The sequence below is a fragment of the Peribacillus sp. NPDC096448 genome, assembly GCF_044762675.1.
In the GTDB taxonomy this organism is placed as follows: Bacteria; Bacillota; Bacilli; order Bacillales; family DSM-1321; genus Peribacillus; species Peribacillus frigoritolerans_B.
This window is the reverse complement of sequence record NZ_JBIWEU010000003.1, coordinates 1-14,458: the sequence shown is the minus strand read 5'-3', so window position 1 is coordinate 14,458 and position 14,458 is coordinate 1. Positions and strand designations below refer to the sequence as shown.

Annotated in this window: 13 protein-coding genes; 7 read left to right on the top strand and 6 right to left on the bottom strand. The window is 41.4% G+C overall.

Translation table 11 applies throughout. The features are described from left to right. Positions 1-240: 240 nt before the first annotated feature. Entirely contained in the window at positions 241-999 is a 759-nt protein-coding gene (locus ACIQ0C_RS06175) for a DeoR/GlpR family DNA-binding transcription regulator (RefSeq protein ID WP_402835392.1), read from the bottom strand. A gap of 228 nt (positions 1,000-1,227) precedes the next feature. Between ACIQ0C_RS06175 and ACIQ0C_RS06170 the strand changes: the two genes are divergently transcribed. The 6 genes from ACIQ0C_RS06170 to ACIQ0C_RS06145 all read left to right on the top strand — a co-directional run bounded on the left by ACIQ0C_RS06170 (position 1,228) and on the right by ACIQ0C_RS06145 (position 7,799). After that, positions 1,228-1,980: an ABC transporter ATP-binding protein gene (locus ACIQ0C_RS06170; protein WP_101223028.1), complete on the top strand. Its 753-nt coding sequence runs from the start codon at positions 1,228-1,230 to the stop codon at positions 1,978-1,980. Next, positions 1,973-3,589 (top strand): ABC transporter permease subunit, encoded by a 1,617-nt coding sequence (locus ACIQ0C_RS06165; RefSeq protein ID WP_403058141.1) that lies wholly within the window; start codon positions 1,973-1,975, stop codon positions 3,587-3,589. The genes ACIQ0C_RS06170 and ACIQ0C_RS06165 overlap by 8 nt, the downstream gene beginning before the upstream one ends. 13 nt (positions 3,590-3,602) lie before the next feature. Then, the gene (locus tag ACIQ0C_RS06160; RefSeq protein ID WP_403058138.1) at positions 3,603-4,595 is read left to right on the top strand and encodes an extracellular solute-binding protein; all 993 of its coding nucleotides are present in this window, start codon (positions 3,603-3,605) and stop codon (positions 4,593-4,595) included. A gap of 25 nt (positions 4,596-4,620) precedes the next feature. Next, positions 4,621-5,715 (top strand): 2-aminoethylphosphonate--pyruvate transaminase, encoded by a 1,095-nt coding sequence (phnW, locus tag ACIQ0C_RS06155; protein ID WP_403058135.1) that lies wholly within the window; start codon positions 4,621-4,623, stop codon positions 5,713-5,715. Beyond that, positions 5,712-6,527 carry a phosphonoacetaldehyde hydrolase gene (gene phnX / locus ACIQ0C_RS06150; protein WP_403058132.1) on the top strand — a complete coding sequence of 272 codons (816 nt, stop codon included), beginning with the start codon at positions 5,712-5,714 and terminating at the stop codon, positions 6,525-6,527. The genes phnW and phnX overlap by 4 nt, the downstream gene beginning before the upstream one ends. A 207-nt stretch (positions 6,528-6,734) precedes the next feature. Continuing rightward, positions 6,735-7,799 (top strand): NAD(P)/FAD-dependent oxidoreductase, encoded by a 1,065-nt coding sequence (locus tag ACIQ0C_RS06145; RefSeq protein WP_403058129.1) that lies wholly within the window; start codon positions 6,735-6,737, stop codon positions 7,797-7,799. A gap of 414 nt (positions 7,800-8,213) precedes the next feature. Here the strand turns inward: ACIQ0C_RS06145 and ACIQ0C_RS06140 are convergent, their stop codons facing one another. The 4 genes from ACIQ0C_RS06140 to ACIQ0C_RS06125 form a co-directional block, all read right to left on the bottom strand. After that, entirely contained in the window at positions 8,214-10,160 is a 1,947-nt protein-coding gene (locus ACIQ0C_RS06140) for an FtsX-like permease family protein (RefSeq protein WP_403058126.1), read from the bottom strand. Further along, positions 10,150-10,911, bottom strand: coding sequence for an ABC transporter ATP-binding protein (locus tag ACIQ0C_RS06135; protein WP_403058123.1), 762 nt, complete (start codon positions 10,909-10,911; stop codon positions 10,150-10,152). Before ACIQ0C_RS06135 ends, ACIQ0C_RS06140 begins: the two co-directional genes overlap by 11 nt. A gap of 100 nt (positions 10,912-11,011) precedes the next feature. Further along, entirely contained in the window at positions 11,012-12,016 is a 1,005-nt protein-coding gene (locus ACIQ0C_RS06130; RefSeq protein WP_403058120.1) for a sensor histidine kinase, read from the bottom strand. Continuing rightward, positions 12,013-12,702 carry a response regulator transcription factor gene (locus ACIQ0C_RS06125; protein ID WP_402835383.1) on the bottom strand — a complete coding sequence of 230 codons (690 nt, stop codon included), beginning with the start codon at positions 12,700-12,702 and terminating at the stop codon, positions 12,013-12,015. The genes ACIQ0C_RS06130 and ACIQ0C_RS06125 overlap by 4 nt, the downstream gene beginning before the upstream one ends. Before the next feature lie 157 nt (positions 12,703-12,859). On the opposite strand from ACIQ0C_RS06125, the gene ACIQ0C_RS06120 reads away from it, so the two are divergent. Further along, complete coding sequence (locus tag ACIQ0C_RS06120; RefSeq protein WP_230176704.1) at positions 12,860-13,201, top strand: zinc ribbon domain-containing protein YjdM; 342 nt, start codon at positions 12,860-12,862, stop codon at positions 13,199-13,201. Between the two features lie 46 nt (positions 13,202-13,247). On the opposite strand, the gene guaC is transcribed toward ACIQ0C_RS06120, so the two are convergent. Further along, a complete protein-coding gene (guaC, locus tag ACIQ0C_RS06115; protein WP_034309334.1) occupies positions 13,248-14,231 on the bottom strand; it encodes a GMP reductase in 984 nt (327 codons plus the stop codon). Positions 14,232-14,458 lie beyond the last annotated feature (227 nt).

Here is a 14,458-nt window from a genome sequence, read left to right as displayed (position 1 = left end):
GACTCCTGCGGGAAAAGCATGGCATGGGAGACCCCGCAGGCGTGCCGAGGAGGCTCTCGCCCGCCCGCGGAAAGCGAGTGCCTGAAGTGGAAATCAACGTTGTGATGAAGGTGATCGCCAAAATTAGACTTGTTAAAACGTTCTTCATTCCAAATGCATTTGGCATTCACCGCCCCCCTTTTGTCTACAAACTGAAAAACGGGAACATACTACTGTATAGTTCCCGTTTTTTTCTTGCTTTTAAGAAAGAATCAAATGTGTGCCGGTCTCTTTAAACGAAGAGATGAAATCTTTATGCAAATGATCGTCAGTTATGATGTAATCGATTTTATCCAGTGACGATATCCCGATTGTCACGTCTTTCCCGAACTTGGTGCTGTCAGCGGCAACATAGACTTCTTGGGATAAATCAATGATTTTTTTTCGTGTGTTCGCTTCTTCTAAATTATAGTCGGATATGCCTTTTTCAACGGTTATGCCACTCGCACAAATGAATGCTTTTGAAATATTCAATTCACTAAAGTTGAATAAGTAGTCAAATGCAACGATGGATTGTTCATTTCTCCTGACTTTCCCCCCTATGATCAATATCTCGATATCGCTATGAATGAGCTCATTTACAACAGGGATCGAACTGGTTATCACAGTCAGTTTCTTTTTCTGTTTTATATATTTAGCGATTTGATAGGTTGTCGAACCACTATCGATATAAATGCAATCACCATCGTCGATATACTCACTGCATTTTTGGGCGATGGTTTCCTTTTCTTCTAATTGACTGAACATCCTTTCATCTATCGTCGATTCTCCAAACTTCGATTGAACCAGCTTAACGCCGCCATAGATCTTTTCTATTTTTCCTTGTCTTGTAAGAAGGTTTATATCCCTTCTGATGGTTTCGATGGAAACTTGCATTTCTTCAGTAAGCTCGGCAATCTTCATTACTTTTCTAATCGTTAATAACTCGATGATCTTCTTTTGCCTTTCAAGAGGAAGCATAAGTTACACCCGCCTATTCTTCATATCTATCTTCCTGATATTCATTTTAAGTGTACTGTTTACCGTGAACATATTCAACATATAGATGATAAAAATATCATTAGTTGGTCAAAAGTTAGTATGAACTTAGTAATAAAGTGTTCAACATTTACAGAGTATTTACAAAAATCTCAAATTCGGTTTACAAAGTGCTTTTATACTAAGGGTGTATTAAAGGAGGTGAACGGTTTGCTAAAACTACAAAATATTAGCAAGCAATTCGATGGAAAATCAGTTTTGGATAATATAAATCTTGAAATTAAAACGGGGGAGATCGTTTCACTATTAGGACCAAGTGGAAGCGGCAAAACTACTTTATTACATATAATTTTGGGCTTGACGGGTATCAATCATGGGAAAATCATTTTCAATGATACCGATTTGAGTAACGTGCCCATGAAAGACAGGGGATTTAATATCGTTTTCCAGGATTACGCTCTTTTCCCGCATTTGAATGCCTATGAAAATATCGTTTATGGATTGAGGAACAGGAAGGGATCCGTTTCCAAGGAAGAGCTTCAGGAATACATCGATTTCCTGGAATTAACACCGCATTTGAAAAAAAGGATCAGCGAATTATCCGGGGGCCAGAAACAAAGGGTTTCGATAGCAAGGACTCTTGTAATGAAACCGAAGATCCTCTTACTTGATGAGCCGCTGAGTGCTCTGGATGGTGTGATCAAGGAATCGATAAAGGAACGCATCAAATCCATTGCCCGCGAATTTAAGCTGACGACGATCATAGTGACACATGACCCGGAAGAGGCTTTGACGATGTCGGATAAGATTTTGATCATTAATCAAGGGAATATTTCTCAATTTGGATCGCCTCAAGAAATCATCAATCAGCCGGCCAATGATTTCGTAAAGGAATTCATTCTTAAACAACTGGAGATCAAGAGAGAAAATATTTATAACTTATTCGGTGAAAAGTATGCCTGAAGTAAAACCGGCAATGAGAGTCATTTATATACCTATCTTACTGCTATTTGCCGCTTTTCTTTTCTTGCCGCTTGGCATATTGTTCGTCCGTTCTTTTGAAACGGCTGATGGAATCAATCTCTCGAATTATTTAACGGTCCTTTCAAATGCAGAGTTGATGAAGTCATTCGGAAACAGCGTGAAAATATCGGGGCTCACAGCCGTCATTACGACCGTTTTAGCTTTTTTCCTGGCCTATTCCATCCATTGCACCCGATTATATAGGCCATTAAAAAGTGTAATAAAAACCGGGATCCTTGTTCCGATGCTGCTTCCGACAATCACATTCGGGTTTGCGATCATCTACTCTTTCGGCAATCAAGGAATCATAACGAAGATTTTTGGAAGGAATCTATTCGATATATACGGATTTAATGGATTATTGATAGGTTATGTGATCTATACATTGCCATCAGCTTTCCTTCTCATTAATAATTCCTTCAAGTACATGGATAAAAAATTCATCATCGTTTCAAAATTAATGGGTGACGGAACGATAAGAAGTTTCATGAATACGATCATACGGCCATTGTCGGGAACTTTGGGCGGAGCTTTTGTACTTTCCTTCATCTTGAGTTTCACCGACTTCGGGATACCGGCTTCGGTCGGCGGGACCTACTCCGTCGTTGCGACGCAACTGTATCAAGTCATGCTAGGTTCAATCCCTGATTTCAATAGTGGTGCAGTGATTGCCATTTTCATGCTCATTCCGGTAGTATTCAGTGTTTTCCTATTAAACTATCTCGAAAAACTTAATTTTCATTATGACAAGTTCAGCGATATAGAATTGACACAGCACAAAGGGAGGGATATATGTTTTGGAGGTATCTCGCTGCTGGTCTTAATAGGGATGTTTTCTGTATTTGCGGTCATGTTCATTGCACCATTTTTAACTAGTTTCCCTTACGATCTTTCGTTCACCTTAAAGCATTTTATCGAAACATTCCAATCGAGCGATTTAACGGCAGTTTATAAAAACTCCTTATTCGTCGCCTTGATGACGGCTGTAATGGGAACGTTCATCGCCTTTAGCTCTGCGGTTTTGAATGTCCGGACGCCCCTTAAGGGGAAATCGGCAATCGATGTCATTTCAATGTTGACGAATACAGTACCGGGAATGGTTTTGGGCTTATCGTATTTGCTGCTGTTCAACGGCAGCAGCTGGAAGGGGACCTTTGCCATCATCATTCTATGTAACATTGTCCACTTCTTTACAACACCCTATTTAATGGCGAAGAACTCTTTATCCAAAATGAACCCTGGTTGGGAAACCACCGGAAATCTATTGGGGGATAGCTGGATCAGGACAATCTATCGTGTCATTCTGCCTAACTCGGCATCTACGGTAATCGAGATGTTCAGCTACTATTTCATCAATAGTATGGTGACGATCAGCGGAATCATCTTTTTGGTCACGGCCCAAACCACATTAGTGGCCAGCAAAATTAAAGAGCTTCAGCATTTTGCCAAATTCAATGAAATATTCATCCTTTCTTTGCTTATCTTTTTTACAAATCTAGCCGTGAAGCTGCTTTGTGATCATTATCAAAAAAGACAATTCAAACATTAATGAGGGGGATATTATGTCTAAAACGATCAAGATAGCCTTACTTTCTTTAGTTGCGCTAAGTTTGGCATTTGTATTGGTGGGCCGTAACAGCGGCAAAGCGGATGAGGAAAAGGTGGTCATTTATACGAATGGCGATGAAGAAGCCACTGCAGCAATGGAGACTTCCCTGAAAGATGCCGGATACGAAGGGAAATATGTCCTTCAATCATTAGGCACATCTGAATTAGGAGGGAAACTTCTGGCAGAAGGCGATGAAATCGAGGCTGATGTCGTGACGATGAGTTCCTATTTCATTGAAAGCGCACAGGATCAGCACTCCATGTTCAAGGACCTGTCATTCAGCACCAAAGCATTGGAAAAAAATCCAGCCTATTATACGCCGATTTTGGCAAATACCGGTTCCATTTTTGTGAATACGGAAGTGCTTAAACAAAAAGGCCTGCCGATGCCTACCTCGATTAAGGATTTAACAAAGCCGGAATATAAAGGGTTCGTTTCAATTCCTAATATCCTGGACTCTTCAACAGGGTGGCTGTTAGTTCAAGCAATAATCAGTCAATACGGTGACGCAGAGGGGAAAAAGGTTCTCCATGACTTAATAGCAAATAGCGGTCCGCATCTTGAGAGCTCAGGTTCAGGCCCAATCAATAAAGTTCAAGCAGGGGAAGTGGCTGCAGGTTTTGGTTTGCGCTACCAAGCCGTGATGGCTAAAGAGTCAGGCTTACCGATCAAGTTTGTCGATCCGGTTGAGGGGAATTTCTCCTACACGGAATCCGTTGCCGTCGTGAATAAAGATGATGAAGCTAAAACAAGTTTAGCGATGAAAATGGCAGAAACGATCAGTAAAGATGCTAGAGAAGAATTGCTGAAACATTACCCGGTCGCACTTTATGAAGGTGAAAAGGTAACGGAAAAGAACAAACCGGCCCACCCTAAGAAATACAAGCAGCCCCTAACGGTTGAATTATTAAAACAGCATCAGGAATTCTTTAAATCAGCACAATGATGAATACAGTGAGGAGTGAAGGAAAATGAATACTTATAAACTATTAACGCCTGGACCGCTGACGACTACGAGTACGGTGAAACAGGAAATGCTTGTTGACCGCTGTACGTGGGAAAATGATTATAAAGAAATCACACAAAAAATCAGATCCCAGCTTCTTGAATTGGCATATGCTGCAAACGGAGAATATACGGCTGTACTTATGCAGGGAAGCGGCTCGTTTGTTGTAGAATCAGTGCTGACGACTGCACTTTCAAAATCCGATAAAGTGCTGATCATAACGAATGGCGCATATGGAAAACGAATTGTGAAAATGGCGGAGTGCATCGGATTGAATCATGTGGAATATGGCGTTGAGTACAATGAATTTCCAAAGGAAGCTGAAATCCGGAACATTTTACTGGATGATAGTGACATCACACATATAGCAATGGTTCATTGTGAAACGACGACAGGGATTTTAAATCCGATAGAGATGGTTTCGAAGATCTCAAAGGAACAAGGGAAAACCTTGATCATTGATGCGATGAGCAGCTTTGGCGGAGTTGAGCTGAATGTGCCTGAACTCGGAATCGATTATTTGATCAGCAGTGCGAATAAATGCATTCAAGGAATCCCCGGTTTTGGTTTCGTCATTGCAAAGCTTGAGAAATTGTTGGCTTGTGAAGGCAATGCCCGCAGTTTGTCCCTGGATTTATATGATCAGTGGAAAGAGATGGATAAGGATGGGAAATGGCGTTTCACATCTCCGACGCATGTAGTGGCTGCGTTTGCTAAAGCATTGGAAGAATTATCGGAAGAAGGCGGCATTCCAGCCAGATTCGCCCGCTATAAAAATAATAATGACAGGCTGAGAGAGCTGATGGGTAAATGGGGCATTCATGCATATATCTCACCTGATAAACAATCGCCAATCATTACAACTTTCCTTTTTCCAACTGAAACCTTTGATTTTGGGGACTTCTACAATTTCATCAAAGAGAGGGGCTATGTAATTTACCCCGGAAAGCTGACTGACATAGATACATTCCGAATCGGCAATATTGGCGAAATCTATGAAGAAGATATCGAGGCACTTGGCAGGATCGTAGAAAAATATATGAAAGTGGTGACAGTGTGAATAAGGTAGAGGGAATCATTTTGGATTGGGCAGGAACAGCTGTGGATTTTGGATGTTTTGCACCAGTGAATGTTTTTGTGGATATTTTTAAGAATGCTGGACTGGACGTGACGATGGAGGAAGCCAGAGCTCCGATGGGCATGCTGAAAATCGACCATATTCGTGCGATGCTGACCATGTCAAGGATATCTTCGTTATGGGAAGAACAGTACGGAAGGCCATTCAATGAGGAAGACGTTGAAAAATTATATGCTGAATTCGAACCGGCACTGATGATGTCATTGGCGGATTATACAGATCCCATTCCAGGGGTTATCGAGACGGTGGAAGCATTAAGGAATCGCGGCCTGAAGATTGGGTCGACAACGGGATATACGGATACAATGATGGAGGTCGTCGTAGCAAATGCTTTGAAAAAAGGCTATCGCCCGGATTTTCATGTAACCCCGGATGCAACCCATTCGATTGGAAGGCCTTTTCCTTACATGATCTATCGGAATATGGAAAAATTGAAGTTAGCGGCATCATGGAAGGTAGTGAAGGTAGGCGACACCACTTCCGATATGCAAGAGGGAGTGAATGCTGGGGTATGGTCGGTCGGTGTCATTGTCGGAAGCTCCGAGATGGGATTGAGCTTGGATGAGTATACAAGATTGCCAGAAAGAGATAAACAAGATCTCATCACAAAAACGGCAGATATCTTTATGCAAAACGGCGCAGACTTCACCATCAAAACGATGGAGGAACTACCTGAACTCATAGATCGCATCAACCTTCTTATAGCAGACGGGAAAAGACCTCGTTCAAGCTAACATTCAGTGCCAAGAAAGTGCAGCATCTTTCATCCTTGAGTGGGGATGAAGGATTGCTGCACTTTTTTTTCCAATCTCATATATACGTGCAGAATGAATCGTTTTTTGAATTTTAACCCGACTGCTTATTGTAAAAAATGAAAAAAGAGTGTACCATTAAATGAGAATGATAATCAATCACACTTGATTACCGGGGAGTGGACGTAGATGGAACAGCAAGATTTATTTGATGTAACGGTTATTGGGGGAGGGCCAGCAGGCCTTTACTCCACTTTTTATAGCGGACTTAGAGAAATGAAAGTTAAACTGATAGAATACCAGCCACGGCTAGGCGGGAAAATTCATGTCTATCCAGAGAAAATGATTTGGGATGTAGGAGGGCTGACACCCACTACTGGGGAAAAATTAATTGAGCAGCTAGTGGAGCAAGGTTTAACATTCAATCCAACAGTCGTCTTGAATGAAAAAGTGGAATCAATCACACGTAATGAAGAAGGTATCTTCGTTTTACATACGGCTTCAGGTCAAATGCACTTTTCCAAGACGATCATTGTCGCGGTTGGCGGCGGAATTCTGAACCCGCAAAAGTTGGAAATAGACGGGGCAGAAAGGTTTGAAGTCTCCAATCTAAACTATACCGTTAAGTCCTTCAATCGATTCAAGGATAAGACGGTGATCATTTCAGGCGGCGGGAATTCTGCAATAGACTGGGCAAATGAATTAGAGCCCATCGCCAAAAAGGTGTACCTGACATACAGGAAAGATAGTTTGGCAGGACATGAATCACAAGCAAGGCAATTGATGGAAAGCTCTGCTGTTTGTTTCTTGAATACGACGATTACAAAATTGATCGCCTGCGATGATCATGAATCAATTGAACATGTTGAATTGACGAATCACGCAACGGGAGAGGTTTCTTACTTACCGATCGATGAAGTCATCATCAATCATGGTTATGAGCGTGATACATCGCTGCTTCGAAATAGTAAAGTGGACATTGCCATTGCCGACAACTATTATATTGAAGGCACTCCTGCAAGTGAATCCTCGATGGATGGAATATACGCAGCCGGGGATATCCTTAAGCATGAAGGTAAATTGAACCTGATAGCAGGCACTTTTCAAGATGCTGCAAATGCCGTAAACAAGGCAAAACAATATATCCAGCCTGACGCTCACGGAGTGGGAATGGTTTCTTCCCATAATGAAATCTTTAAAAAGCGCAATAGGGAATTGATCAAGGAAATGATGAAACCGGCTGGGGTACTTTAAAGGGAAACGGAAAGCTCGTTCGAATGTCTCACCCCGAACCATGATGATTTCCTTCATGGTTTACTTTTTTATGGAATCCCATTGGAGTGAAAGGGTGGCGACATTCCTGCCGAATAACTGGCTAGCCAAAGATTCGCTGGATGCTTGGCAGGATGGAAAGGGAGCCGATTTCTGAAAGCAGCTGGAACTTCTTTGGGGTTTATATAATCTGATCGTTGCAGTTTGCCTGAATTTTGCTTGAAACGGAAGGCACGAGACTCCTGCTAAGAAAAGCGTGTCCAAGGGAGACCCCGCAGGTGCAAAGATCGCCCGCGGAAAGCGAGTGCCTGGAGTGGAAATCACTTTTCTTCGAATTTTTCTACAGTTAAAAGCTCCAGGGCCTCATTGGCCCTGGAGCTTTTAGTATCTTCGAAATTATAGAGATTCTTTAATGACCTTCTTGTAATGAAATACGGATAGGATTCCGAAGAGCGAATACAATACCGTGTATAATGCCATGACGATGATCATCGGTGTCCAAACTTCGGTCCCGAAAAAGAACCATCCTGATTGGACTGCGAAATAACTGTGAAGCAGCCCGACGACTAAAGGAATGCCGAAATTGAAAACTTGTTTTGCTTGGATTCCTCTTAGTAAGTCACCACGCGTGAATCCGAGTTTTCTTAAAATCGTATAATTGGATTTTTCCCCTTCACTTTCATCCATTTGCTTGAAATAAAGGATGCAACCGGATGTGATGAGGAAGGTTAACCCTAAGAAGCCGACGATGAACATGATAAGGCCCATATTCTTCTTCTGGGTGTTGAACATTTCCAATTGGGATTCATTCACATGTTCTTCTTTAAAATTCAATTTACTGAATAGATCATTCGCTTTTTCAAGTTCAGCTTCATCCTTCACATCAATGCCGATATTAACGGATGATACTTTTTGGATTTTCGGGTCGGCATCCTTTTTCAAACGGTCGAATATCGTTTGGTCTACAATGGCAACGGGCAATCCGCCACTCGTGATGTAATAGGGCAGGAAGGTATCATCATTCAAACCCATATATGTTTGCGGAATCACTTCATTTTTGCCCTTCAGTTCAATCTTTCCGGAATCCTTCAAGGATATGACCTTCTCCATCATACTACTGTATCCGCTGAAAAGGGTCTCATCTTCAGCAAGGTTGATTCCTTTAACGGATTCATCACTGATGACGGGAACGGTCATGATGTCCGAATCGAAGTTCACTTCATCCAGGCTCGTTTCCATTATTTCCTTTACATTGACATCCACTTGAATGACGTCAATCACCTTTGCGTCATAATCAATTTTACTGTCTGATAATGCTTCTTTGAATGCATCTGCATCCCCCTTATCCGTCATCGAAAAATCGGTTGGGATACTGCTTTGTGCCATTTTCTCCGCTGAGTAGTAGGAGATATAGCTTAATGATAATAAACCGATCGCCAAAGCGGAAACGGTCGTGATGATCGTCAATAATATCGCATTCGATTTCATCCGGAACATGATGGATGAAAGGGACAATACTTCATTGATATTCAAATAGCCATTTTTCTTTTTACGGATGATATTAAAGATGAAGCTTACGGATCCTTTATAGAATAGGTAGGTACCGATGATGACGGTTGCCAAAATGAAGACCATGGCCATAAAAAGCTCGGTCATATCTGAAAAAGCTCCATCGAATAATTTGGATGAAATGACATAGCCAGCAATGATCAGGATGATCCCGAATAACCCGATGATCATTTCGAAAATCGAAACCTTTTTCACTTTTCCTTCCGTCATGGAAGTCACTCTAAATAATGATAGAATGGTTTGCCTTTTAATGAAGGCATAATTCATCAACATGATTAAAAGATAGATGGCGCTAAAAACGAGCACGGTCTGAACAAGCGGCTGAAAAGAAAAGTTAAAAGTCGCAATTGCCTCGACACCCATTATTTTAAATAGGATCATGATGATCAATTTTGAAGCGGCAAACCCTACAAAGATTCCCAGGAATACGGAACAGAAATACAGGATCAGGTTTTCCACACTCAGGATACGGAATATCCTGTTCTTCGTCATGCCTATCAATTGGAATAAGCCGATTTCTTTACTGCGTCTTTTAATGAAAATGCTATTGGCATATAAAAGGAATATGGAAACAATCGCAACAAGCAGGATCGATGCAGCCTTGATGGAGGCGGCGCCTTTCACCGTACCCTCCGCTTCATCCAGCGATGGGTCATATTGCAAGGTGACAAAAGCAAAGTAAAGGGAGGCACTGAAGACCAGGGCGAACACATACAGGTAATAGTTCTTCAGATTCTTCTTGAGATTTCGCAAGATGAGTTGATTAATGCTCATTTTGAACCCCTCCCAATACACCTTGTGTTTTCATGATGTCCTTGAAGAAGGTCTGTCTGGATTCTTGACCTTTATTCAATTGAGTATAGATTTGTCCATCTTTAATGAAAATGACTCGGCTGCAATAACTGGCGGCCACGGGATCATGGGTAACCATGATGATGGTCGCTTTGCGTTTTTTATTCATTTCGCTTAGTTTGTTCAGTAAATCGGAAGCAGATTTGGAGTCAAGCGCCCCAGTCGGTTCATCCGCAAAAATGATGCTTGGATCATGGATGAAAGCCCGTGCTGCAGACGTACGCTGTTTTTGACCACCGGAAATTTCATTTGGGTATTTATCCTTCACTTCATATATGCCCAGTTCCTTCGCCACGCTATCAAACTTTTGTGCCGCTTCATTATTGGGCGTTTTGGTGATGGATAAGGGCAAAAGGATATTTTCTTTGACAGTCAGTGTGTCCAATAGGTTATATTCCTGGAAAATGAAGCCCAAGTGGTTCTTACGGAATTCGGCCAAATTCTTTTCTTTCATCCCCGAAATCTCTTTACCATCGATCGTAATGGTGCCGTTGCTGACTTTATCGATCGAGGAAAGGACATTCAGCAAAGTCGTTTTTCCTGAACCTGAAGCACCCATGATACTTACGAATTCACCTTCTTGTATGCTTATATCGAGACCCTTTAATACCTCTTGTTTATTGAATTTATTACCATAGCTTTTATGGATTTTTTTCGCTTCTAATATATTCATTTGGATACACTCCTTTTTTTCTATATCCTCATTATAAAAGGCCATGTATTTCTTTTCCTTCGTTTGGACGAACAAAGAATAAAAGCATGTGACACTTTTGTCACATGCTTGTGATATTCACGAAATCATTTCTTTTTGGGAAGGTCAAGGTGACGGTCGTTCCGGTTCCAAGCTCTGATTTAACATCAATGGTGATGAATAGGGACTCGGCTGCATTCTTGGTTAAATATAGACCCATGCCGGTTGCCGCATTGTCACGATGGTTTGTCGTGGATGTAAATCCTTTATCAAATATGCGGGATAAATCCTTTGGGTCGATGCCCCGTCCGGAATCCTGCACTTCAAGAACCGTTTGTCCGGCTTGTTCATGGCTATATATCATGATATCTGAGTTTTCACTATACTTAATCGAGTTGGTCAAGAGCTGCCTCATGATGAAGGCCAGCCATTTGGCATCACTAAGCACTTCGCTTACGCCCAATTGTATGTCGAAGCCAATCCCTTTTTGAATGCACCATGATCGCAGCGTTTTAATCTCATCAAAGATTATTGTTTCCAAATCGGTTTTCTCTATATACAAATCATTTTCGATGAAAGGCATGCGCCTTTGATGGAGCTGCTGATCAAGAAGAAGGTGAATGCGCAGCCACTCATAAGTCAAGTGTGATTTCAGCAATTCATCATCCAAGCGGTCAATCATTAAATGCATCGCCGTCAATGGCGTCTTCACTTCATGAATCCAAGCTAATAATTCATCCTTCTCCTGCTCTAAAGTCATTTGACCGATTGCTGCGGATCGCTTCAATAATTCGGTTTGATTAATGATGCTGTTTTCTATGATTTTTTCGAAAGGGCTCTCTGGTTCGGCTATATTCGTAACATCCAGGTTGTCTTCCCGCGATTCCAAACTTTTATAAAAGTAGGTTTCTTTTTTATAGCGGAATATCAAAAACATACTGAACATGAGCAATGATAAAAAGGCAATATACAGTATGGGTTTCAACGGAATGGCCGAATCAAGATAGGCGACAAAGATAATGAATAGATGAAGAAGTATGTAAAATGTGATCCAGCTGAACCTTTCCACGAGATATTTTCTGATCATGCATTTGCCTCTTCTACGGCGATATAGCCCTGTCCGACCTTCGTTTCGATAAAATGCCCTAAACCCAGTTCATCCAACCTCTTGCGTAAACGGTTCACATTCACTGTAAGGGTGTTATCGCTTATGAAACGTTTGTCATCCCATAAGCTGTTGATCAATTCTTCGCGGCTTACGATCTTGTTTTTCTGTTCAATGAGCTTTTTCAGGATGAAAATTTCATTTTTCGTCAATTCGATTGTGCCAGACTCGGCTGATACCGTATTCTTCTCGTAATCCACGGTGGCGCCGCACCAGGTTTTCAGTTCGATCTTTTCCGTATTGTAATTATAGACACGGCGAAGGGTGGCCTGTATCTTCGCAATGAGTACATCGAAATGAAAAGGCTTCTGGATAAAATCATCAGCTCCAAGCTGCATGGACATCACCATGTCGGTAGGATGATCACGTGATGATAAAAAGATGATGGGAACATTGGAATGGGCCCGGATCATTCTGCACCAATGAAATCCGTCAAACTTCGGCAACTGTATATCAATGATGACCAAATCAGGTTTTATGTCCGTGAATTCCTGAACCACTTTACTAAAATCGCCGATTCCGTAAATATCATAAGACCATTGCGCCAATCTATCTTTAATTTCATTGAATAACGTCGTATCATCTTCTATCAATAATAGTTTAAACAATGGGTTCACCGCACTTTCCAGCTTTTTCTTAAAAGTATATAGTAAAACCTTTATAGGTTCTAGAGGAAGGGAGGAACAGGGGGAGGTAATAGACTACTGGTTGTGTGTAAACCATTATTATATTAAAATTGGCATAATGAATGGAGGAAGTGAATTTATGCCTGATTTTCCTAATTGCCCTGCATGTGATTCAGAATATACATACGAAGACGGCAGTCTTTTTGTTTGCCCGGAATGCGCCCATGAGTGGACGGTGGAAGCGGAAACGGAAAATGGTGATCAAAAGAAGGTTATCAAAGATGCTAATGGAAATGCCTTGAACGATGGTGATACCGTTACGGTAATCAAGGACCTTAAAGTGAAAGGGAGCTCATCCGTCTTAAAAATGGGCACTAAAGTCAAAAGCATCCGTCTAGTTGATGGAGATCATGATATTGATTGTAAGATTGATGGTTTTGGTGCAATGAAATTAAAATCCCAATTTGTTAAAAAAGTATAATTTAAAAGGCCTAATCCATTGATTAGGCCTTTTTTTACGTTACTTCTTAATAAACTTTGTCACCGTTAAAGATTGAGTTCTTAACGACCACATAATCCACATTCCTGATGGCTTCCAACTTGGTACCACCTGCATATGAAATGGAGGACTGAAGATCTTGTTCCATTTCCTTCAACGTATCTTCTAAAGATCCTTTGTGCTCGACAAACATCTTTTTGCCTTCAACGTTTTTCTTTTCACCTTTTTGGAATTCAGATGCTGAACCAAAGTATTCTTTAAAGGCCTTTCCATCTTTCTCGATCGTTTGGCCTGGAGATTCTTCATGTCCGGCAAAAAGTGAACCGATCATGACCATCGAAGCTCCAAATCGAACTGATTTGGCAATATCACCGTTCGTGCGAATGCCGCCGTCAGCTATGATAGGCTTGCTTGCCGCTTTTGCACACCAGCGAAGTGCTGCTAGTTGCCAGCCGCCCGTTCCAAATCCAGTCTTGATTTTAGTGATGCATACTTTCCCTGGTCCAATGCCCACCTTTGTAGCATCGGCACCGGCATGTTCCAATTCACGTACCGCTTCAGGAGTTCCAACATTTCCTGCAATGACAAAACTTTCAGGTAAATGTTTTTTAATATGCTGTATCATCTTTATCACGGCATTGGAATGTCCGTGTGCAATATCTATCGTAATGTATTCAGGCACAATGTTGTCATTCGATAACTGTTCGATGAATCCGTATTCTTCTTCTTTAACGCCGACACTGATGGAAGCGATCAATTCTCTTGAATGCATGTCTTTAATGAAAGTCAGTCGTTTTTCCGGCTCGAAACGATGCATTACATAAAAGTAACCGTTTTCAGCCAAGTAAATGGCAATCTTTTCATCAATGATCGTTTGCATATTGGCAGGTACTACAGGTAACTTGAATGTATGTTTGCCCAAAGTAACGGATGTATCACACTCAGAACGGCTATTTACTACACATTTTGCAGGAATTAATTGAATATCTTCATAATCAAACACGTTTTCCATGTTATGCACCTCTATATACGAATATTTTTGTCTTTTTCAATAGAAATTGTTCGCCCATTAGGTAATGTACATCATTTTTGGCAGTAAGTCAAAATTTTTATTGGTTTTATTTGTGGGTTTGTAATATGGGAACGTTGATTTCCACTTCAGGCACTCGCTTTCCGCGGGCGGGCGGGAGCCTCCTCGGCGCGCGCCTGCGGGGTCTCCCATGCCACGCTTTTCCCGCA

What these genes read in the sequence shown, in the direction of transcription:
- ACIQ0C_RS06175 (WP_402835392.1), bottom strand. Translation starts at nt 999, where the DNA reads ATGCTTCCTCTTGAAAGGCAAAAGAAGATCATCGAGTTATTAACGATT.
- ACIQ0C_RS06165 (WP_403058141.1), top strand. Translation starts at nt 1,973, where the DNA reads ATGCCTGAAGTAAAACCGGCAATGAGAGTCATTTATATACCTATCTTA.
- ACIQ0C_RS06160 (WP_403058138.1), top strand. Translation starts at nt 3,603, where the DNA reads ATGTCTAAAACGATCAAGATAGCCTTACTTTCTTTAGTTGCGCTAAGT.
- phnW (WP_403058135.1), top strand. Translation starts at nt 4,621, where the DNA reads ATGAATACTTATAAACTATTAACGCCTGGACCGCTGACGACTACGAGT.
- ACIQ0C_RS06145 (WP_403058129.1), top strand. Translation starts at nt 6,735, where the DNA reads ATGGAACAGCAAGATTTATTTGATGTAACGGTTATTGGGGGAGGGCCA.
- ACIQ0C_RS06140 (WP_403058126.1), bottom strand. Translation starts at nt 10,160, where the DNA reads ATGAGCATTAATCAACTCATCTTGCGAAATCTCAAGAAGAATCTGAAG.
- ACIQ0C_RS06135 (WP_403058123.1), bottom strand. Translation starts at nt 10,911, where the DNA reads ATGAATATATTAGAAGCGAAAAAAATCCATAAAAGCTATGGTAATAAA.
- ACIQ0C_RS06130 (WP_403058120.1), bottom strand. Translation starts at nt 12,016, where the DNA reads ATGATCAGAAAATATCTCGTGGAAAGGTTCAGCTGGATCACATTTTAC.
- ACIQ0C_RS06120 (WP_230176704.1), top strand. Translation starts at nt 12,860, where the DNA reads ATGCCTGATTTTCCTAATTGCCCTGCATGTGATTCAGAATATACATAC.
- guaC (WP_034309334.1), bottom strand. Translation starts at nt 14,231, where the DNA reads ATGGAAAACGTGTTTGATTATGAAGATATTCAATTAATTCCTGCAAAA.